Origin of the sequence: Ammoniphilus sp. YIM 78166, from assembly GCF_004522215.1 — a bacterium.
GTDB lineage: Bacteria > Bacillota > Bacilli > Aneurinibacillales > RAOX-1 > YIM-78166.
Window position 1 is genome coordinate 1 of sequence record NZ_SDLR01000016.1, and the last position, 20698, is coordinate 20698.

13 protein-coding genes, 4 pseudogenes and 1 riboswitch are annotated in these 20698 nt (G+C 39.0%); of the genes and pseudogenes, 10 read left to right on the forward strand and 7 right to left on the reverse strand.

Annotated features, from left to right (window positions below):
- Window positions 1–252 precede the first annotated feature (252 nt).
- Window positions 253–804, forward strand: a complete 552-nt coding sequence (locus tag EIZ58_RS31015) for a recombinase family protein (protein ID WP_134704911.1) — start codon at window positions 253–255, stop codon at window positions 802–804.
- A gap of 31 nt (window positions 805–835) precedes the next feature.
- Window positions 836–3808 carry a Tn3 family transposase gene (locus tag EIZ58_RS31020; RefSeq protein ID WP_134704912.1) on the forward strand — a complete coding sequence of 991 codons (2973 nt, stop codon included), beginning with the start codon at window positions 836–838 and terminating at the stop codon, window positions 3806–3808.
- A gap of 57 nt (window positions 3809–3865) precedes the next feature.
- Here EIZ58_RS31020 and EIZ58_RS31025 read toward each other — a convergent pair whose 3' ends face one another.
- The 3 genes from EIZ58_RS31025 to EIZ58_RS31035 all read right to left on the reverse strand — a co-directional run bounded on the left by EIZ58_RS31025 (window position 3866) and on the right by EIZ58_RS31035 (window position 8372).
- A complete protein-coding gene (locus tag EIZ58_RS31025; protein ID WP_134704913.1) occupies window positions 3866–4057 on the reverse strand; it encodes a hypothetical protein in 192 nt (63 codons plus the stop codon).
- A 427-nt stretch (window positions 4058–4484) separates the two neighbouring features.
- Window positions 4485–7433: a Tn3 family transposase gene (locus EIZ58_RS31030; RefSeq protein ID WP_134704957.1), complete on the reverse strand. Its 2949-nt coding sequence runs from the start codon at window positions 7431–7433 to the stop codon at window positions 4485–4487.
- A 6-nt stretch (window positions 7434–7439) separates the two neighbouring features.
- Window positions 7440–8372 carry a tyrosine-type recombinase/integrase gene (locus EIZ58_RS31035; RefSeq protein WP_205672434.1) on the reverse strand — a complete coding sequence of 311 codons (933 nt, stop codon included), beginning with the start codon at window positions 8370–8372 and terminating at the stop codon, window positions 7440–7442.
- 341 nt (window positions 8373–8713) lie between these two features.
- Window positions 8714–8802: riboswitch (cyclic di-GMP riboswitch) on the forward strand.
- 72 nt (window positions 8803–8874) lie between these two features.
- Between EIZ58_RS31035 and EIZ58_RS31040 the strand changes: the two genes are divergently transcribed.
- Both EIZ58_RS31040 and EIZ58_RS31045 read left to right on the forward strand, forming a co-directional pair.
- Window positions 8875–9507: a matrixin family metalloprotease gene (locus EIZ58_RS31040; protein ID WP_134704914.1), complete on the forward strand. Its 633-nt coding sequence runs from the start codon at window positions 8875–8877 to the stop codon at window positions 9505–9507.
- Window positions 9508–9522: 15 nt separating this feature from the next.
- Window positions 9523–10371 carry a hypothetical protein gene (locus EIZ58_RS31045; RefSeq protein ID WP_134704915.1) on the forward strand — a complete coding sequence of 283 codons (849 nt, stop codon included), beginning with the start codon at window positions 9523–9525 and terminating at the stop codon, window positions 10369–10371.
- A gap of 34 nt (window positions 10372–10405) precedes the next feature.
- Here the strand turns inward: EIZ58_RS31045 and EIZ58_RS34015 are convergent, their stop codons facing one another.
- Both EIZ58_RS34015 and EIZ58_RS31050 read right to left on the reverse strand, forming a co-directional pair.
- The gene (locus EIZ58_RS34015; RefSeq protein WP_167578075.1) at window positions 10406–10621 is read right to left on the reverse strand and encodes a hypothetical protein; all 216 of its coding nucleotides are present in this window, start codon (window positions 10619–10621) and stop codon (window positions 10406–10408) included.
- Between the two features lie 28 nt (window positions 10622–10649).
- Window positions 10650–11597 (reverse strand): annotated as a pseudogene (locus tag EIZ58_RS31050) (DUF4158 domain-containing protein); the annotation flags it as partial.
- Between the two features lie 179 nt (window positions 11598–11776).
- Between EIZ58_RS31050 and EIZ58_RS31055 the strand changes: the two are divergent.
- The 4 genes and pseudogenes from EIZ58_RS31055 (at window position 11777) to EIZ58_RS31070 (ending at window position 15243) form a co-directional block, all read left to right on the forward strand.
- Window positions 11777–12361, forward strand: a complete 585-nt coding sequence (locus EIZ58_RS31055; RefSeq protein ID WP_134704916.1) for a recombinase family protein — start codon at window positions 11777–11779, stop codon at window positions 12359–12361.
- Window positions 12362–12485: 124 nt separating this feature from the next.
- A pseudogene (locus tag EIZ58_RS31060) lies at window positions 12486–12722 on the forward strand (transposase); the annotation flags it as partial.
- A gap of 44 nt (window positions 12723–12766) precedes the next feature.
- A pseudogene (locus EIZ58_RS31065) lies at window positions 12767–13723 on the forward strand (transposase); the annotation flags it as partial.
- A gap of 236 nt (window positions 13724–13959) precedes the next feature.
- Window positions 13960–15243, forward strand: a complete 1284-nt coding sequence (locus tag EIZ58_RS31070) for an MATE family efflux transporter (RefSeq protein ID WP_240689476.1) — start codon at window positions 13960–13962, stop codon at window positions 15241–15243.
- A gap of 65 nt (window positions 15244–15308) precedes the next feature.
- On the opposite strand, the gene EIZ58_RS31075 is transcribed toward EIZ58_RS31070, so the two are convergent.
- Window positions 15309–16277, reverse strand: coding sequence for an arsenic resistance protein (locus tag EIZ58_RS31075; RefSeq protein WP_134704919.1), 969 nt, complete (start codon window positions 16275–16277; stop codon window positions 15309–15311).
- Between the two features lie 106 nt (window positions 16278–16383).
- Between EIZ58_RS31075 and EIZ58_RS31080 the strand changes: the two genes are divergently transcribed.
- Window positions 16384–16587: a hypothetical protein gene (locus EIZ58_RS31080; RefSeq protein ID WP_134704920.1), complete on the forward strand. Its 204-nt coding sequence runs from the start codon at window positions 16384–16386 to the stop codon at window positions 16585–16587.
- A gap of 130 nt (window positions 16588–16717) precedes the next feature.
- On the opposite strand, the gene EIZ58_RS31085 is transcribed toward EIZ58_RS31080, so the two are convergent.
- A complete protein-coding gene (locus EIZ58_RS31085; protein WP_134704921.1) occupies window positions 16718–17344 on the reverse strand; it encodes a recombinase family protein in 627 nt (208 codons plus the stop codon).
- 257 nt (window positions 17345–17601) lie between these two features.
- Here EIZ58_RS31085 and EIZ58_RS31090 point away from each other — a divergent pair.
- A pseudogene (locus EIZ58_RS31090) lies at window positions 17602–20681 on the forward strand (Tn3 family transposase).
- The last annotated feature ends 17 nt before the right edge of the window (window positions 20682–20698 follow it).

The window sequence follows — 20698 nt, forward strand, 5'->3', positions numbered from 1 at the left end:
TGCTTTTACCCTACTCCTTAGCTTGATGGGCATGGGGTAAGTCCGAGATAAGTCCAAAAACGTCATGATAAATGTAAATAAATGTAAAGTGACTGTGTTCAGAAAGATACAGCTTACTGAACATCTTAAACCGGCAAGGGAGATTAATGAAATCTCTCTTTTTTAATGTTCAAAAACAGTGTAAAGTTATCTATGTACAGATTGATAGTTTGTATTAAGTTATCTTACATAATGGAGAAAGGCTGATAGAGTATGAAAGTAGGTTATGCCCGTGTTTCCACGGTTGACCAAAATCTGGATCTCCAACTCGATGCGCTGAGAGCATATGGGTGTGAACAGATTTTCCAGGATAAAGTCAGTGGAGTCACAGACAAACGGAAAGGATTGGATGAAGCTATCCAATATGTCCGTTCCGGCGACACTTTGGTCGTGTGGCGTTTGGATCGACTAGGGCGCACCATGCACCATCTTATTAAATTTGTTAATGACTTGAATTCCCGTGGTGTGAGCTTTCATAGTCTCCAAGAAAATATTACGATGGATCTTTCTAATGCGACAGGACAATTAATGTTTCACCTGTTTGCGTCCTTTGCAGAATTTGAGAGAAACCTAATCCGTGAACGTACTGAAGCGGGGCGGGCAGCAGCTCGGGCTAGAGGGCGGTTAGGTGGTCGGCCTGAAAAGTTTAGCAAAAAAGAAGAAGAGATGATTAAAACACTTGCTTCCAACGGCACTCCTATTAAGGACATTGCTCAGATGATGGAGATTTCTCGTACTACGGTTTACCGCTATTTACATAAGTAAACGTTCCTATAAAAATCAAAGGGAGTTCGTTATGGCATCCATTGAGAGAACAGCATATCCCCGATTTAAGCGCAATCTGACGAAAAAAGAACTACATCGTATTTATACTCCAACATTAGAAGAAACCCAGTTTGTTCATTCTTTTGCTCGAGGGCCGGAATTTTTATTGAAAGCTGTGGTGTTATTTAAAACATTTCAGAAATTAGGTTACTTCCCAAAGGGAGGCTCCATTCCCAAAGAGGTCATTGAACATATTAGGGATTGCCTAAACTTATCTCCAGATACCCCACTGGATATCCAGCCATCCCGGGTTACCCGTAAATATCAGCAAAAGATCCGGGAGTATTTTCATGTCATACCAAACGGAAACGAAACACGCCCTATCATGATCAGCATTCTAACCGAAGCGGCAAAGGTTAAAGATCATCCCCCTGATCTGATTAATATAGCTATCGAAGAGCTTATTAAGAACCGTTGTGAGCTACCCAGTTTTCGTGTCCTGGATGAGCTGGCGGGACAAATCCGTAGGTCTGTCAATCAGGAACTGTTCCAACAGGTATTCAGCAGGCTGTCCGAGGAACAAATACATATTTTCAATGAACTGCTTATAAGAAGCGCGAACCGACATTACAGCGACTACAACCGATTTAAAACACTTCCCAAAAAACCAACCTTGAAAAATCTAAAGGAGCATATCGATTATTTTATTTGGCTTCAGTCTTACGGTGATATGACACCTTTTTTGGAGGGAATTGCACCAGCTAAGATCAAATACTATGCGGCCGAAGCCAAAACGCTGGATGCCGCTGAATTAAAAGATTACTCCGAGCCGAAGCGGATCACACTTCTTATTTGCTTTATTCATCAGGCTCAGGTAAAGACCAAGGACCACCTGGCCGAAATGTTTCAAAAACGGGTTGGAAACATACACAATTCCAGCAAAGAAGATCACAAGAACATGAAGGAACAGAAGCAGAACGAGTTGGAGGATTTAATTTCCATCTTTAATGACGTTTTGCTTGTCATGGCCAGTGAGAACGGTGACGTAGACAGTCATAAAAAAGTGAAAGAAACGATTGACTCACATGGGAGTGTCCAGACATTACTGGAAAAATGTGAGGCGGTAGCTTCAATGAAAGGAAATAACTATTACCCTTTCATCCAGAAACATTATCAAAAAAGTCGGTCTACTCTTTTCAGGCTTGCTGACTTGCTGGATTTTACATCCACCTCTCAAGATCAATCCTTGATCCATACACTTGAATTTGTGCTTGAAAACAGGAACAAGCGCGTGGATTGGCTGCCAGATGAAGTGGATCTCTCTTTTGCCTCTGAACAATGGCGTAGGATGATTCGCGTAAAACAAAGGGTCGGTGGTTGGCTCATTCATCGCCGGCACTTGGAAGTTTGTGTCTTCTCCTGTATTGCCACAGAACTAAAATCCGGTGATATATGTGTTCCAGGGTCCGAATCGTATGCTGACTATCGGGAACAATTGCTTCCTTGGGAAGAATGCGAGCCTTTGATACCCGAATACTGTCGGGAGTTGGGCTTCCCTGAGAATGAGGTGGACTTTGTAAAAGGACTAAAATCATGGATGATCGATACCTCAAAACAAATTGACAAGGACTTCCCTAAAAATGAGCATGTAAGCATCAACGAAGAAGGTGAACCCGTGTTGAGAAAGGTGCAGAAACGCGAATATAAAAAGTCATTGAAAGAATTAGAGGAGCGTATTAAAGAACGTCTCCCGGAAAGAAATTTGATTGATATCCTGTGCAATATAGAACACTGGATTAACTGGACACGCCATTTCGGGCCATCTTCGGGATCCGATCCAAAGCTAAAAAATCCACGTGAGCGGTACATCTTAACTACTTTTGCTTACGGATGTAATTTAGGACCGGTTCAGGCAGCCAGGCATATGCGGGCGGATGTGACCGGGAGTGCCTTGTCTTATACCAATCAAAGACATATCACAGCGAGAAAGATTGACCAAGCTTTGAAAGATATCATTAACCATTACCATCATGAGTTTGATTTACCTAAGCTATGGGGCAAAGGAGAATCTGCCGCGGCCGATGGAACCAAATACGATATTTATGAAGAAAACCTCCTGGCCGAATATCATATTCGCTATGGGGGCTATGGAGGGATTGCTTACCATCACATAGCAGACAACTACATTGCCCTTTTCAGCCACTTTATCCCCTGCGGGGTATGGGAAGCCGTTTATATCCTTGATGGATTACTAAAAAATGAGTCGGATGTGCAACCAGACACCATTCATGCCGATACACAAGGGCAGTCTACTCCTGTATTTGGTCTGTCTCATCTGCTGGGTATTAAACTGATGCCAAGGATTCGCAATTTCAAGAAGCTCACCTTCTTCCGTCCTGATCCTGACATAAAATATAAGCACATGGATTCTCTTTTTAGCGATTCGATCGACTGGGATTTAATTGAATTGCATTGGAAGGACCTTCTACGTGTGGTCTTGTCCATTAAGTATGGAAAAATTTCTTCCGCTATGTTGTTGAGAAAGCTGGGGAATTACAGTCAGAAAAACAAGCTCTATCAGGCATTCAGAGAACTGGGACGTGTCGTCCGCACGGTTTTCTTACTTCAATACATGGCCGATATCGAGCTCCGTAGAAAAATTACAGCCACCACTAACAAAGTAGAGGCTTACAACGGATTTTCCAAATGGCTGTTCTTTGGTGGAGATGGCATTATTACTGACAACGATCCTGAACAACAGGAAAAGTCCATTAAATATGGAGACTTGGTTGCAAACGCGGTTATTTTTCAAAACGTCGTGGATTTGACTGCCGTGATACGCCAGTTAAGGCGGGAGGGGTATTACGTAGACCCGGAAGATCTGAGTGTACTCAGTCCTTATCTTATGGAACATATCAAACGATTTGGCGATTACGTCATTAATTTAGAAGAACCACCACAACCTTTAAATGGAAAGCTGGAATTAGAGTTGAAAATTGCTTGAAAACAGGGCCTTTGAGCCCTTTTACATTTTTTTCTATCTATCGTGCCACTTTTGGACTTATCTCGGATTTACCCCAATAGCGTCCCACATTTTAGATTGAACGCTCCTCTGTGCTTCTTCAGTAACCGTAATACTACTAGCAACTGCTTTTCCACCGTCGTACAAGTTATATCCTGCAATACCTAATCCTACAACCGCTGCCAATCCCGCAACTACTGTGAACTTTTTTAAGTTTTTTACTTTAACCAATGTACTCACTCCTTTGTGTTTTTAATTTACCAAGATAAGTAAATAGCGTCTGCGCCTGTATTCGTGTTAGTTAAGCCTGAATTGTCTTTCGAACTAACTTTCACTTCAAACCCAGTACTGCTAGAAGGCAAGTCTTTATAACCAATAGCGTTCCATCCACCCGGTGCGTTATACTGATCTTCCCAAGCAGTAAAAACGCCGTTCATATAGTAATAAGCCATACGGTTTGTAAAGTTAAAATTATTTAAATATGCTTCTAGGACATATCGTGCGCTTGTCCATGAACCACTCCACTTCCAATGATAATAATAATTCGAAGTAGGTTTAGAAGCTATACGGGGTAGTACCAGAAAAACGCGGATTTACAACGTTAAGCAATTTTTCTAGCTGAACTACCCCGGAGTTTACAACGTTAACGAAAAATAACTTATTTATTTAAAGGACGAAAAGCAGTAGTGATGTCTTGTTTTGAATCGAAGTGATACTCCCCAAGAAAATTAATATGCTCCCAGCCTAAGGGTGATATATGACCAAGCAACTCCTCTCTCATAAGACCTTTTCCTTTCATATAGTCCGTAGCTTTTGATAGATATAGAGTATTCCATACGCTTATGGCATTGATAATGATATTTAGAGCGCTGGCACGCTGGAGTTGATCTTGAAGTGCACGCTCACGTAATTCCCCATGCTTTCCAAAGAATATTGCTCTAGCTAGCGCATTCATGGCTTCACCTTTATTCAGCCCTCTATGAATTTTTCGTCGTAGAGCTTCACTTGAAATGTAATCTAAGATAAAAATCGTTTTTTCAATCCGCCCCATTTCCCGAAGCGCTGTAGCCAAACTGTTTTGCCTCGCATAAGAACCTAACTTTCCCATAATTAATGAAGCAGATACCGTTCCTTCACGGATGGAGTGGGCAAGTCGTAACACATCGTCATAATTTTCTTGGATAATTTTTGTATTGATACGGCCGCGTAACAATTTCTCCAATTCAGGGAAATCACTGGCTTTACCGATCGTATATAGTTTTGAATCTGCAATATCGCGCAGCCGTGGTGCAAATCGAAAGCCTAGTAAGTGTGTTAATCCAAAAACCTGATCGGTATAACCGGCCGTGTCAGTATAATGTTCTTCAATGTTTAAATCTGTTTCATGATGAAGGAGTCCATCGATGACATGAACGGCATCCCTAGCGTTCGTGTTAATTACTTTCGTATAAAAGCTAGAAAACTGATCACTTACAAATCGATAAATGGTTGCTCCTTTCCCGGTTCCATAATGAGGATTTGCATCAGCATGTAACGCCGAAACACCTATTTGAACGCGCATACCGTCAGATGAAGAAGTACTCCCATTTCCCCAGTAGGATGATAGAGCCAATTGATGCTGATAATTAACAAGAACAGCCTGTGCTTTATTCATAGCATCTTCATACATTCGCCATTGTGCTACATTGGCCATTTGATGATAGGAAATTCCCGGAGTAGCTTCGGCCATTTTGGTTAGCCCAACATTGGTGCCCATAGCCATCAAGGTAGCAAGGAGGATTATTTTTTCTTGTTTGTCCGGTTTTTTACCGGTAGAAGCATGAACAAATTGTTCATGAAAGCCCGTGATATTCGCTACATCCATCAGTATATCGGTTAATTTCACTCGAGGGAGTAATTCGTATAAAGAAATACTAAAATCCCTAGCCTCCTCAGGAGTATCCTTTTCTAATCGATTCAGGTGTATTTTTCCTTTTTCTAAGTTGATACCTTCAAGCTCCTGAATGTTGTCTGATATCCATTTCAAGCGTCTGAACAGGGATTCTGTTCTTTCCTGAATGTAATTTTCTGCTGACAAACTGACTGCGAGTCTGGTCTTATTTGATTTTTCTTGATTCCATTCTTCTTGGGACACCAGATACTCTTCAAAATCTTTATGCTGACGGCTACCAATGATCGATACGTCACCTGATCGCACATGATTTCTTAATTCCGTTAGAACGGCCATTTCATAATAATGTCGGTCGATATTGCCATCATCGTCATACACATGTTTTTGCCATCGATTTGAAATAAAATCCAATGGAGCTCCTTCAGGTACTTTTCGCTTTCCTGTTTCATTCATATCTCGAATAATATCAATGGCTTTCATTAACGGTTCTGCTGACTTTGTGGATCGGAATTGTAGGGATCGTAGCAATGTTGGCGTATATTTTCTCAGGTAGAAGAATCTTTTTTCCAACAAATCCAGATAGTCATAATCGACTGGTCGGGCTAACATTTTCGCCTCTTCTACGGATGTGACGAGCTGATCCCAAGACATCACGGCTTCTAAAGCGGCGAAAGGATCGATCCCCTCGCTCCGAGCCCGAATCAGTGCTGCTCCTAAATCTGCGAAATGAACGACTTTTTCATTGATGGATTTTCCATTTTGTTTTTGTTGCTCCTCTTGTGCTTTTCTTCCCTTAGACAGCAAGGTCATTATCTGTCGGTCATGGATTTCAAATGCCTGATCAATTAAATCCTGACTTAGATTTAAAAGGAAAACAGAGAGGATGGCATACCTTTTGCTTTCTTTAAAATTTCGAAAGGCATAGGGTTCGTAACGTGCCCCCAACCGAGCCAATTGAAGAAGGCGATTGGGGTGAATATCTTTTATATCTACAACCAAGTTTAATTGTCGAATGAATCCCAATCGTTCAATAACTTTCAGGAAAGAATCAGGGGAAGGATGCCCCGGTGTATCTTTTAACCATCCTAGCTTTGTCTTTTTTTGTTCCACTGGCGATTCTATCATTTCTTCTAGCCTGATTTTTTGTTCGGCTGAAATCGAATGGTTAAGGATACTAAATATTTTCTCTTCTGCTTTTTGTCTGGATTCCCATACTACTCTTTCAATCGTTGTCATAGCAGGAAAGATAATTTTCCTTTTACGAAGCTCATCGACAGCTGCTCGTATCAAATGAATCAAGTCTCCATTTTCTAAAGCAGTATTTAATAAACTTTTAAACAAAGTTCTGTACTCCGTAAGGGTAAATGCCTGAAATCCATATTCCTGCCGGATCTCTTTAAGGTGATCCCACAGGGTGTTCTCTCTTTGTGGGTACAACTCCAACGTATCCGGGTCAACGTTAATTTGTTTTGCAATATACTGAAGTGCAGTTTGATCAACTTTTTTTATATCTGTCCAAGACCAGCCCGGATATCGTAGCATACATAGTTGAACAGCAAATCCCAAACGATTCTCATCTCTCCGGTGACGGTTAATAATCTTCAAGTCATGTTGGGAAAAGGTATAATATGTAGCCAATTCCCATTCTTCAGATGCCATTTTCATGAATTCTAATCTCTGCTCTACAGTTAATAATTCTCTCCCTCTTAATGACATTTTCACCTATCCCTTTATCTGCTTCAGCTTTTCTTTAATCTGTTCTCTACTGGCTTGAGTATATCTTATAGTAGTCTGAATAGCGGGCATCCCCTTTTTAGTAACATGACCCAAATAATAGGCTATTTCCTCAAGAGTCCATCCGGCTTCCCGAGCACGATGTGCAAAATCATGCCGCAGGTCATGAAAAGTGATGTCAAGAATCAATTCCCACTCGTCCTTTGTAGCCATACTTTTAAGAGTTCTGAACCAATGATGAATGCCTGCCTCCGTTAGACGGTCTGCGCGCTGAGAAGTAAAAACATACGGACTATCCGGATCACGTCCGCCGTGTTGTATGTATTTATACAGAGGGCTACGGGCCTGATTTAGCAAATCGATGTCTCTCATCTTATTTCCTTTGTATCCTACACTTAGCCAACCGACCTTCGGACCGATGTTGGTATTCTTGATCTGTAGCCAAGAAACGTCGCTTACACGGCAACCAGCCCAATACCCTAACGCAAATAAGGCTTCACTGCGTGGGTTTCCGTCTCGTTCTACCAAACTACGCAAGATATATCGCTGATCGGGGGACAATTGACGTGGAGCTAAAAGTGGCTGTGCCGGGATCTCTACTCCTCGAATAGGATTCCGACGAAGGATTTCTTTTTCTTCCATGAGCCAACGTGCAAAGCTACCAACGGCCGACTTAACCCGAGCTAGATGACTTACACTGTACCCTTCAGACTGTAGTAGGGCTAAATACATTTCTATTGCTGTTTTAGTCAGTTGCTCAGGACGAAACAGTCCGCCATTCCCAGGTCGATCCGCTATCCAAGTAGTAAACTGTCGTAATGCACGCATATAGGCATCCACGGTTTTTTCGGATTTACCGGCAAGAGATTTTTCGTATTCTTCTAAAATTCCTTTCGGTCGTTGATATGGAACAACATTCAAAAGCTTATTCCCCCAATCCAAAATTTCTGTTACGAGTTTTATGGTATCATTTGATTGCTTTTTTAATCATTTTACACCAAATAACACTAAAATTCGTAACAGAAAGTATATTCTGTTACAAGTTTTCTGTAACAAGAAAATAATAAGTCAGTTTAACTATGAAAAAAATTAAATTCTAGTAATTTATTAATATATGAAATTTCAAGAATATGTAAAAACAAATGAGAAATGGAGGTAATGGGATTTATATCCTTATGTAACCGTTCAACCATAGTTTTACATAATTGGGCAATGGTGCTATTATAAATCCTGTTGTTATAATAACCCCGATAAGTGTTCTAAATCGAAAAAGGCAAACCTGTCGAAAGGCAGGGACGCAAAGCCGTTGCGCCTAAGACATTCTGAATGTTATGGTTGGCAGGTTGCCGAGTAAAGGAATAGCCTCCCTTTTATTCGGGAGGCTATTTTTAATTTAGATATTAAAAGTGAGGGAGAGGAAGAAATGAAAAAGTGGAAGAAAGCAATTGCATCAACTATTCTTGGCTGCCTTGCATTGGCGGGCGTTGCTCAAGCGGCGACATTAGGAACCTTAAGTTATTGGTATGACTCCACGTCAAATAATATTTATAGGTGGACATATCAACCCGCATTTTGGTCAACAGAAGCAGATACTTGGTTTAAAGATAATGGTTACAACTTTACTTCTTGGGTCACCAACTCCATGACTCAATGGGGGAGTGTAAGAACGTCCTACGGTGTTGATAATTCCTCTGATGCACAAATCTTAGTTTATGGAGGCACATATAATACACTAAAAAATTATTTTTCGCCACTCAGTTCAAGTGCAGACGGGGCAACCGTATGGAGTCCAAGTCCTGTTTATGAAGGTGAGTGGAATTATAACGGTTCATTAAAGGGCGGTTCGTATCTAAGAGGAGCTAAAGTTTATATTGTAGGAGACAAGTGGTTTAAAACTAATAGTAAATATCATAATACAGTACTTCATGAGTTCGGACATGCAATTGGTTGGGTAGGTCACAGTTCAAGTTCAAGTGACGTTATGTACGATACAAACACCTCAATTACAACTTTAACAACTAGAGACAAAAACCATCTGGTCGGAGTTTATAAATAAGGAGGTTTCATAATTATGAAAAAGAGTAAAAAAATTATCGGGTTTACTGCACTATCTCTTGCTCTATTATCAGGCGCTTTTTATGCAAACAATTTCATAGGTTCTGCTAATACGCAAAGCACGCAAGGGTATGAAAAGGTAGTAGCCGAACAACAAAATAGCCTAAAAACGTTCGATGACATTTTAGGGTTAGCTGATAATATCTTAATCGGTACAGTAGTTAGTCAAGAAGATAATGAAGATGGAGCGTTCAAAAGTACGTTTGCTGTAGAAGGTCAGTTAAAGGGAAGTGCAGAAAATTTAATCGATGTATACGAAGTTCCTGGGCATCTTGAAGTAGGAAAGAAATATATATTGTTCCTTGAATATTGGGAAGGTGAATTTTACCCGAACCCAGTTTTCACTTCAGTTAATAAAGATGCTATAATCGAGATTCAAAATAATAATGAGTTAAAAGGCGCTGAAAAATTCATTAAAGCCAAAAACAAGGATGAACTGGTTAAATATATAAAAAACTCGGATAGTGCAAAATTATTAACCAAAAAACAGTTTAATGTTGTAAATAAATATGCAAGTGATGACCAACTAATTAGTTCGTCTACAACTATCCTTAGTATTATCCCAAAGGAAATTATAGAAGAAAACAAGCATATAAAGGTTGCCAAAATTGAAATTACTGAAAGCTTTAAAGGATCTTTAAAATCAGATACTCTTATGCTTCCTCCTAGTATTGAGGTAGGAAAAGAATACCTAGTCTTCTTAAAAGAAAAGAACGGGACATTAACTATTTCCTCTAGAGAAGGTAGTGTAATTAGTAAGAACAATTCTCAATGGGGTGAGTTAATAAGAAAAATTCAACAATAGTAAAAAGGGTTGGTGATCTATAATCGCCAACCCTCTATTTATAGTGGTGAGTTTTAATTAACGTTGTAAATCCGCGTTTTTCTGGTACTACCCCTATACGGTCGTCGCTGGAATAACTAGATGAGTTTGATTCTTTAATAAATACTTCCGCACCATTTGCGTCTTTATCCGTCCAAGTGGTTCCACTAAAAGCCGGATCATTGTCCATTGTAGATGACCCTGCGGCACTAGCAGCCGATGCAATTCCCATCGTTAAGGATAATGCCAATAATGATTTAACGTCTTACATTATAAATAAAAGTATTAATGAGATTATCATGCATTCGTTGATAACGATGGTAGATAAAACATAATAAATAAACGTAAACGATCCATTCATTCAGTCGTTTAAGCTTGTAGACAGAGTAATAGCCTACTAATGAGGCATAGTATTTGATGCTTTCTTTAGAAATCCCTAACGCCGGTAACAACTTTTGAGCTAGCCTATATAATGATTGTATTTGTTTACCTCGATCCATCTCACGCTTTATTTCACCAGCGCTAAAATCTTTGGGTTCGTGTTTAAGTTGAGTAATTTCATACAGACCTGAAGAATCACTTAGCAGTTGTTTCAAAGCTTCAATATCAGACTGGGTAAGATGATGATGCATCATGGCGATTAATCGATTTTGCTCATGGGTTATTGCCTTTCCTATCATATCTTGCATAAAACTATAGCTAGGAGCAACAATACGGTGTTCATACAAATAATTTATGATTTCTCGGAAGATATAAATGGGCTTACCGCAAAACGTTGCAGCCTTTTGAGCTTTTTCCTCCATCTTACGACGTTCTTCAGCATCACAACTGCGGTAATTGAATAGTTCAAGAATAAGATGCTGCTGTTTTAGCCTAGTAAACTTACCAATTGAACTCAGGTCGGTGATCTCACTACCGTTGCTGTTGAAATATTTTTTCTGAACATACTGAAGATCCTCTTCCACTTCATGAAGGTCAAACGTAAAAAATAAGTGTTTGGCTTTAAAATAGCCGAGTTGCAGGATAAAGTAAGCCTTAGACTTAACAGAACGTAATGTATCTAGCAATTCTTTCTCTGGTTGAGAGAGAGAAAAATACTGACAACGATCTTCATATGTGAAGATTGGTCTGTCATAAATAATCTTTATTTCATCCTCACTAAGAATTTTCAACCGATTTTGGTTCGTTTTGTTTTTTTCAATATACATGTTTTCCCTTTCTTATGATAGAGATCAATAGGTGTATATTCATCATTTGATTCCCTAAAATCCAGAATAAAGGGAACCTTTCAAGTATCCCGATTTTCTTACTCTAGATCGTTCCCTATTTATTCTCCCTAAATCTAAGTCTATAATCAAGATGAAATACACAGAAAAGGGGAAGCCAGATGGGGAAGCTTTACGGATATGCTCGCGTGTCAGCTGCGCATCAAGATTTAGAAATACAGATCGAAGAATTGCAACGATATGGTGTTGATGAGTTATTTTATGAAAAGATGTCAGGCAAGAATATGAATGACCGTACAGAATTTAAGCGGATCCTTGAAGTGGTGCAACCCGGTGATACAGTGGTCGGTTACAAATTGGATCGAATGGGACGATCCATCTCTGACGTGTTGAAAACCTACGAATCATTTACTGAGAGGGGCATTCATCTAGTATGCTTGGCTGATGGGATCGACACACGTCGGAGCAACGATATCATGACCAAAGCAATGGTCACACTTTTAGGATTGTTTGCGGAAATGGAACGTAATTTCATTAGTGAACGAACGATGTCGGGGAAAATCAGAGCGAGGGAAAACGGGATCAAGTTTGGTCGTAAAGGGAAAAACAAGGATCTAGTCGATCATGCCATTGATCTTTGGAAAACGGGTGAGTATACAATCAAGCAGATTGAGAAAAAGACAACTGTAACAAAATCAACGTTATATCGTGAAATTGAGAAGCGTGGGCTAATTAGAGAAGCTTGACTTGGTAGTCTTTTGTTTTAAGGGTGCTTTTTTCTTACTCAATCTTTTCTGTAAGGGGATGATAGGAAAAACACCCTTAATGAACTTTTTCGGGGGATGGGCAAAAACACCCAAGATGGAAGGCAGTATGAGCCGTAAGGGTAACTGCTACGACAACGCTTGTATTGAATCTTTTCATAGCATCATCAAAAAAGAACTTATCTATCTTGAAAAATTTAAAACTCGCGAGGAGGCAAAGAAGCGAATCTATGAGTATATAGAATTTTTTTACAATCGAAAAAGAATTCACTCCTCTATAGGGTACTTCTCGCCTGTTCAATACGAACGTATGTACTACAAATATACTAAAACTGTAGCCTAAAATCTCTATTTTCTGTGTCTACTCTATTGACCTAATACCAGTTTGCTCATCATTGGGGAGACGGAACGACTTCTTCTTCAGATGGGATGAGGGTAGAAATTGGAGTTTCAGCACTCAATGCGGATGCAAATCCACATTATGGACATGGCAAAGGAGCCACACTTTACCGTTTTGTTAGCGATCAAAACACTGCCTTTTACAACACTGTGATTAATACGAATTCAAGAGATGCTTTGCATGTCATTGATGGAATCTATCATCATATCACCGATTTAAGTATTGAGGAACATTATACAGATACAGCAGGCTATACGGATCATGTCTTCGGTTTGAGCCACATATTTGGTTTTCGTTTTGCTCCACGTTTACGTGATTTGGATAGCGCTCGCCTTTTCACGATTGAAAAAGCAGATCAATTTCCTGAATTACAAGCACATCTTCGTCAAAGGATTTCCACAAAAACAATATTAAACAGCTATGACGATGTTTTACGAATTGCCCATTCGATACGTGAGGGAATGGTGTCTGCTTCTTTGATTATGGGAAAAATTAATTCATACAACCGGAAAAATGAAATTTCTAAAGCTCTAGGTGAAATGGGGAAGATTGAAAAAACAATTTTTTTGTTAGACTATGTTTCTGACAAATCCTTTCGCCATCGTATCCAGAGAGGCCTGAATAAAGGTGAATCCACGAATGCTCTTGCAAGGGCGATTTTTTTCGGTAAAAGAGGGATTCTTCGTGAACGAGCATTAAATGATCAACTACAACGGGCCAGTGCGTTAAGTATTATAGTCAACGCTATTTCGATTTGGAATACAGTCTATTTATCTAAAGCATCGGAAGCACTCATGAAGACGAAACCTTTTCCTGAACATCTGTTAAGACATGTTTCCTCATTGGGCTGGAATCATATTAATTTATTAGGTGAATATAAGTTAAACTTCGATGACATCCCAAGTATAAACGAGCTGAGACCTCTTAGATTAAATGCCGAATAGACAAATTAATTTGGCCCCATGACATCAATGGGGCTTAGCGTATTTAAAATAAGCCTTTTTCCGAAGACCAGACTCTTAGCGTAGGATTTTTACAAAAAGCTGTCGGTACCCCCCATAATCATATCAATAGAGTATAATCTTGTGGTAAGATAAAGACAAATATTTTACTACACTAATGCACTAAAGGTGAATAAATGAAGATAAATTTGTATTCCAAAAACATTTTAATTTTAGCCATGCCAGCAATTATCGAAAGTCTTCTTCAAAGTATGGTTGGATTTGTAGATACTTTGTTCATCGCCAAGTTAGGATTGAAAGAAGTGGCAGCAGTAGGTATTTCAAATGCCATTTTACAACTTTATTTTGCTGTATTTCTAGCTATTGGAACGGCTTCGACTGTATTTGTGTCCCGTTCATTTGGCGCAAAAGATAAAGAGGTTGTTAAAAGTATCTCTTCACAATCTATAATCCTCACCATTATAGTTGGTTCAATTTTCGGATTCATTTCTTTTTTCCTAGCAGAGTCATTTTTGAAAGTAATGGGTGCTGAACAAGATGTATTGGAGATAGGTTCTTTGTATTTTAAGATTGTTGCAACACCTTCTATCCTCATGTCCATGATGTTTACCATTGGAGCCATTCTGAGGGGTTCTGGTGATACAAGAACGCCCATGCAAGTGGGGATCTGGATGAATATTGTTCATATCTTACTGGATTATATCTTGATTTTCGGCATATTTTTTGAGGGATTCGGCATTCAAGGAGCTGCAGTGGCAAGTGTCATCGCACGATTATTTGGCGTAATTTTGTTACTTCGTCATTTATTTATTAAAGGGTTCATTTCTCATCATCTAGATGCTTGGAAATTAAAGGTGGAGATGATGATAGACCTAGTGAAATTAGGGCTTCCTGCCTCTTTGGAGCGTCTCTTTATGCGTTTTGGACAAATCATTTATTTTGGCATGATTATCCGAATGGGAACAGAAGTATATGCAGCCCATACCTTGGCAGGTAACTTTACTATTTTTGCATCGGTCATTGGAACAGGGTTTGCCGTAGCCACAACAACGCTCGTCGGAAAAAGCATCGGGGCTGGAAATTTCGAAGATGTAAAGAAGTACAGTTTGGCGTCCATGTTGTTAATGTCTCTCATGATGACCGTGACGCTACTCATTACATATCTGTTTTCCTCCCAAATCAGTCCATTATTTACAACGAATACAGTTGTTATAGCTTTAATTACAACGGTTCTCGTTATTGATGTTATCACTCAACCAGCAACCGCCATTGTTGCTTCTTTAACAGCTACTCTGCAAGCTGGTGGGGACACGAAGTTCCCGATGTATATGACAGCCATAGGAATATGGGGGATTCGGACAGTGGGGGTTTACTTACTTGGGATTTATTTTGGATTAGGACTTGTTGGCGTTTGGATTTCCATTGCGCTAGACAATTATATACGAGCCATTTTTTTAGTGATGCGCTATCGTTCCTTCAGATGGGTTAAAAATTTAAGTTGAGATAAGCAGTTACTTGAATTCCTTAATGGGGATGGTTGCTCAATAAAAAGCACACCAACCCCAAATCAGCTAGTGTGTCTTTCTTTATACTCTCTTTTCCTTAAAAGTAATAACAGTTGGGCAACCATAGCTAATATAGGAAGTTCGAGTAAAGGTCCGATGACTAAGGTTAAGGCAATTAAAGGTTGGTCAGGAAAGGCGGTCATCGCAATCGCTAAGGCTATCGGGGAGTTCCTTGCTAACGTGGTTAAGTTAAAACTCACCTTATCTTCGAAAGAAAATTGACACCGACTACCCACTTTCTGACCAATGATGAAATTGACAACAAAAAACAAAACAATAGGAATCAATATTTTCCATAATAAATCTAAATTACTTAGCAACAATTTCCCTTGCGATGCAAACATAGCTACAATAGCGAGACTTAAAAAGATAATGGGAAAAATGCTGATATTAGATAGCAATTTATCTTCTATCTGTTTACGTTTACTTAATATGGCTTTTGTAATAAAAGCTAGTAGTAACGGAATAATCAACACAATCAAAACACTTTCCACTAGGAAAGAAAACTCAATGGTGCCTTTAGTTCCACCAAATAACAGTAAATATATAGGTAATAGAAGAACTTGGAGAATGAGGTTTAGTGGCAAAATGGTCGTTGATAATGCGACATTACCCTTTGCGATACCCGTAAATATTAAGTACCAATCAGTACACGGGGTTACCATTAACATAATAAATCCAATCCACAGAGCTGGATATTCGGCAAGAAACAGATAGGCTAAGAGCCAAGCAAACAGAGGTGTCCAAACAAAATTCATGATAACAGTAGCATAAGTAAATTTTATATTTTTAAAGGAATCCTTAATATCTTCTATTGGTATTTGTAAAAAGGTTATGTAAAGCATCCCGATTAATAAGGGAACTATAAATAACTCTGCATAATTTGTAGCTATCATAAAGTTACCCAGACCAAGACCTAACACAACAGATAATAGAATGATAAATGAATATAACTTTTCAACCAAATTCACTTGCATCCCTCACTTAATAACTATTAATACAAATCTATCATATCATAAGAACGTTATTGAACCGAGGGAATTAGAAAGTGATATGATTAATTGGAGGCGGGGTAAAATGGTTATCACGAAAGATATGCCTGTATCAGGTATCGCAAACAGTTGGGATAAGACAAAAGAAGTATTCAAAAAATACGATGTTCCTGTTAATTCTAACATGGCATTAAAGGAAATTCTTCAAGGGGAACTATTGGATTTATTGATTTCTGACTTAAATAAAGTCATTGGAAGTTCTAGAACTACTTGTATTGAAGGTGGCTGACGAGTACAGTAAAGGCACTGGATGTGCCTTTTGTTTATTGAGCTAAACGGAGATCTATAGTTCAATAAGGGTGTTTTTGCACATCCCCTCGAAAAGGTGGAATAACGAAATCAGCAACCTTTGTTCTAATCTAACTTAACGAAGGTTGCTGATTTATACTTAATTCATGTTCCTTTACCCTCCTGTAAAAAGTGTTACTCTTCATACCAACTATTTTCATGGCTTCCACAGCCGTTATCTTATTTTGTTTCCAGTCATAATAGGCAGATTTAAATTTTTCGTCAATCTCAAACTTCTTTCTGCCAAATTTGACCCCGTTCCGAATAGCTACTCGAATCCCTTCCTCTTGCCTTTCCCTTATTCTTTTCCTTTCATCTTCTGCCATGTAACTCAATAATTGCAGTATTAAATCGGCGATTAAGGATTCAATACCGTTTATATCTTTGTACGTCATAGTATTAAGGAGCGGCATATCTAAAACCACAATATCAATTTTTTTAACTTTTATTAATTCCTGCCATTCGTCTAAGATCATTTGCTTGTTTCGTCCCAGCCTATCCAGTGACTTAATATATAGAACGTCCCCATTCCTAAACATCCGTTTCATCAATTGATATTCCGGCCGTTTAAAATCTTTACCGCTTGCTTTTTCTATAAATATATACTCTTCATCAATTCCGATTTCTTTAGCGGTAGAAATTTGTCTCTCTAAAGACTGGTCTTTGCTGCTTACTCTTGCATAGAAAAATTTTCTCATGGGCGTCTCCTGTGATTTCTTATTTTCAATAATTAACAATAACGACATGACAAAATTCATGTTGTTATCTGAAATACATGTATATCCATTATAAATTCATTTCAAAATTTATACAACGATAGTGACATGTTTCAAAATTAAATATGTTATAATTATGACATATAAAAATCACGGTTAAATCTATCTTTCAAAAAGTACACGTTTTGAAAGAAGTGATAGATTGCAGAGTGCTATTCTTTCCACGAGAAAGGGAACATATGGATATCAGGCAAAACAAATCTGAACCAAAACGATTGAAAATCCTAAATGAGAATGAATTAGAGAATATTTATGGAAGACCGCGTTTTACCTATGAAGATCGTTGTCATTATTTTTCCCTTTCTCAACCTGAGAAAGAATTGTTGCATTTATTGCGTTCTGTCAAGTCTAAGGCTTATTTTGTCTTACAACTAGGCTACTTTAAAGCCAAGCATCTGTTTTTCACATTTGACCTCTATGAAGTTGAGGAAGACCTACAATACGTTCTGAAGCAACATTTCAACAATAGTGAAATTGCTGACCTGAGTGCGGTTGATAAGTCTACCAGATTAAAACAACAGCAATTGATTCTCGAACTATTTAGCTATCGCAGTTGTGCTTCCGAAGAACGGCGACAGATAGAGAAAAAAGCCCGTAAGGCGGTAACGGTTTATGGTAAACCGATCTTCATCTTCCGTGAAATCATGAATTATTTGTCTGAGCAACGCATTGTTGTTCCGGGTTACAGCTTTATGCAAGAAACGGTCGGAAAGGCCATAACCTACGAACAAAATCGATTAATCGCAATAATGCATAATCATCTTACCCAGTCTGATATCGAAGCTTTGAAACAACTGCTAAGCGATTCTTCAGGGCTGTATGAAATTACTCACCTTAAACACGAACCAAAAGATTTTAGCGCGGGTGAAATAAAGCGTGAAATGGTTCGAGGTAAGCAAATACAATCTTTATATCGGCTTGCCCAAAAGTTGTTACCGGAGTTAGGGATTTCTAATGAAAGCATTAAATACTATGCCTCATTGGTAGGTTATTACTCTGTCTTCAGGCTCAAACGACTGAATTAATGGATCGTTTACGTTTATTTATTATGTTTTGTCTACCATCGTTATCAACGAATGCACGATAATCTCATTAATACCTTCATTTACAACGTGAGACGCTATATAGATGAAGCTAAACTCACGGCTAAAGAGAAAGTATATGAGCGTTATACCGAAAACAGCCAAACCATGAAAAAAGCTGGGCAAGTGTTAAAAATATTAACCGATGACAATATTGCAGCGAACACACCGTTTCGGGATATTCAGGCGAGAGTATTTGCCATTTTGGAACGCCAAAAGCTTGAAGTTATAGCTGATCAGATCGCCACAAATACGAAATCGATGAAACAGCACTCCAATGGGAACACGTGGATAAATTGGCACGCCAGTTTAAACGACATTTGCGGCCCATATTTCTCATGATTGATTTTGTGGCTCCATTGATTCATGATCCGCTGATTGAGGCCATTAATTTTATAAAGTTAGCTTTTGTAAAGAATAGATCACTTGGACAATATCCCTCTGATGATTTCCCAAATCAATTCATATCAGAGAGTGTAAAGCGTTACATGTATAAACAAGATGGCCCTGTTCAAAAAACTCTATGGGTGGATCGTTATGAGTTTTTAGTCTATCGTCTCTTACGCAACCGTTTGGAAGCCGGAGATATTTTTTGTCGCGATAGTATCCGATTTCGAAGTTTTGAAGATGATCTAATCGATGACCTTCAATGGCAACAGAAAGAAAAGTTGATAGCTGATGCTGGTCTAACCATCTTCAGTCAACCTATCCCCAATCATTTCGCAGAGCTTGAACAAAGACTTGAAGCTCGCATTGCAGAGGTCAACCAACGCATTGCGTCAGGAGAGAATGAACATCTCCAAATCAAAAAACGTGGTTTAAACAGCCGTTGGACACTTCCGTATCTTCGTGACACCGAGTCCACAAACCACTCCTTTTTTGATGCATTGAAGCCGATTGATATTGGGAGCGTTTTGTATTATGCTAATCAGCATTGCCAGTTCATAGAAGCGTTTGAACACATCTTGGGACGTTATGCCAAACAGGAGGTTCAGGAAAACCGAACTCTTGTCGCCTGCTTGATTGCTTGGGGAACGAATATGGGACTTGGTAGAATGGGAGAAATCTCTGACATCGGATACTCTTCGCTCGCTTCCACGTCAGATAACTATATTCGATTGGAAACTCTAAAAGAAGCGAATGACCGTATCAGTAATGCTTTAACCAAACTGCCCATCTTTCAGCATTACGATATTGACGAAGTCATACATTCCAGTAGCGATGGTCAAAAATTTGAAACCAGAATTAATACCATCAATTCCCGCCATTCACCCAAATATTTCGGACTAAAAAAAGGAATTGTTTCTTATACAATGGTAGCCAACCATATTCCTGTTAATGCCCGAATTATCGGTGCTAACGAGCACGAAAGCCACTATGTGTTCGATATTCTATACAACAACACAACCGACATTCAGCCTGAGATGCATTCCACCGATACACATGGAACCAATGAAGTTAATTTCGCCATTCTCCATTTTTTCGGTTATCAGTTTGCGCCACGCTATCAAGATATCTACGATAAAGTCAGTAAATCTTTGTACGGATTCAAGCACCCAAGCCAATACGGTGATGTATTGATCAAGCCCGTCCGGAAAATCAACACCGATCTTATTGTAGAAGAGTGGGAGAATATTCAGCGTATCCTATTATCACTTTCTCTTAAAACGACAACGCAGAGTATTATAATCGGAAAACTTAGCGCTTATGCACGTAAGAACAAAACCAAACGTGCTCTGTGGGAGTATGATAATATCATTAAAAGTTTATACTTTCTTGATTATATTGACTCACTATCATTGCGCCGGAATGTGCAGCGAGCACTGAATCGAGGCGAGAGTTATCATAAATTACGCAGAGCGGTATCCTATGCAAACTTTGGTAAACTACGTTTCAAAACAGAACAGGATCAGCAGTTATGGAGTGAGTGTAGCCGTCTGATCGCGAATTGCATCATTTATTACAATGCCAGTATCTTATCTAGGATGCTGACCTACAGGGAAAGCAATGGTCAAGATTCAGATGCGTTGAAACAGATCTCCCCAGTCGCGTGGCAGCATATTAATCTTTATGGTCGCTACGAATTTAATAGAGATCAGGATTTGATTAACATGGATGCAATCATTCAGGAATTAGCTCAATTAAAGGTTATTCCGGAGCTAGTAACCAATGTCTAATTTGAGTAAAAGGGGGA

Bases quoted from the DNA above. Each gene is read 5' to 3' on its own strand.
- EIZ58_RS31020 (WP_134704912.1), top strand. From the start codon at position 836: ATGGCATCCATTGAGAGAACAGCATATCCCCGATTTAAGCGCAATCTG.
- EIZ58_RS31080 (WP_134704920.1), top strand. From the start codon at position 16,384: ATGGTTATCACGAAAGATATGCCTGTATCAGGTATCGCAAACAGTTGG.
- EIZ58_RS31085 (WP_134704921.1), bottom strand. From the start codon at position 17,344: ATGAGAAAATTTTTCTATGCAAGAGTAAGCAGCAAAGACCAGTCTTTA.
- EIZ58_RS31070 (WP_240689476.1), top strand. From the start codon at position 13,960: ATGCCAGCAATTATCGAAAGTCTTCTTCAAAGTATGGTTGGATTTGTA.
- EIZ58_RS34015 (WP_167578075.1), bottom strand. From the start codon at position 10,621: ATGGGAATTGCATCGGCTGCTAGTGCCGCAGGGTCATCTACAATGGAC.
- EIZ58_RS31040 (WP_134704914.1), top strand. From the start codon at position 8,875: ATGAAAAAGTGGAAGAAAGCAATTGCATCAACTATTCTTGGCTGCCTT.
- EIZ58_RS31045 (WP_134704915.1), top strand. From the start codon at position 9,523: ATGAAAAAGAGTAAAAAAATTATCGGGTTTACTGCACTATCTCTTGCT.
- EIZ58_RS31055 (WP_134704916.1), top strand. From the start codon at position 11,777: ATGGGGAAGCTTTACGGATATGCTCGCGTGTCAGCTGCGCATCAAGAT.
- EIZ58_RS31015 (WP_134704911.1), top strand. From the start codon at position 253: ATGAAAGTAGGTTATGCCCGTGTTTCCACGGTTGACCAAAATCTGGAT.
- EIZ58_RS31030 (WP_134704957.1), bottom strand. From the start codon at position 7,433: ATGTCATTAAGAGGGAGAGAATTATTAACTGTAGAGCAGAGATTAGAA.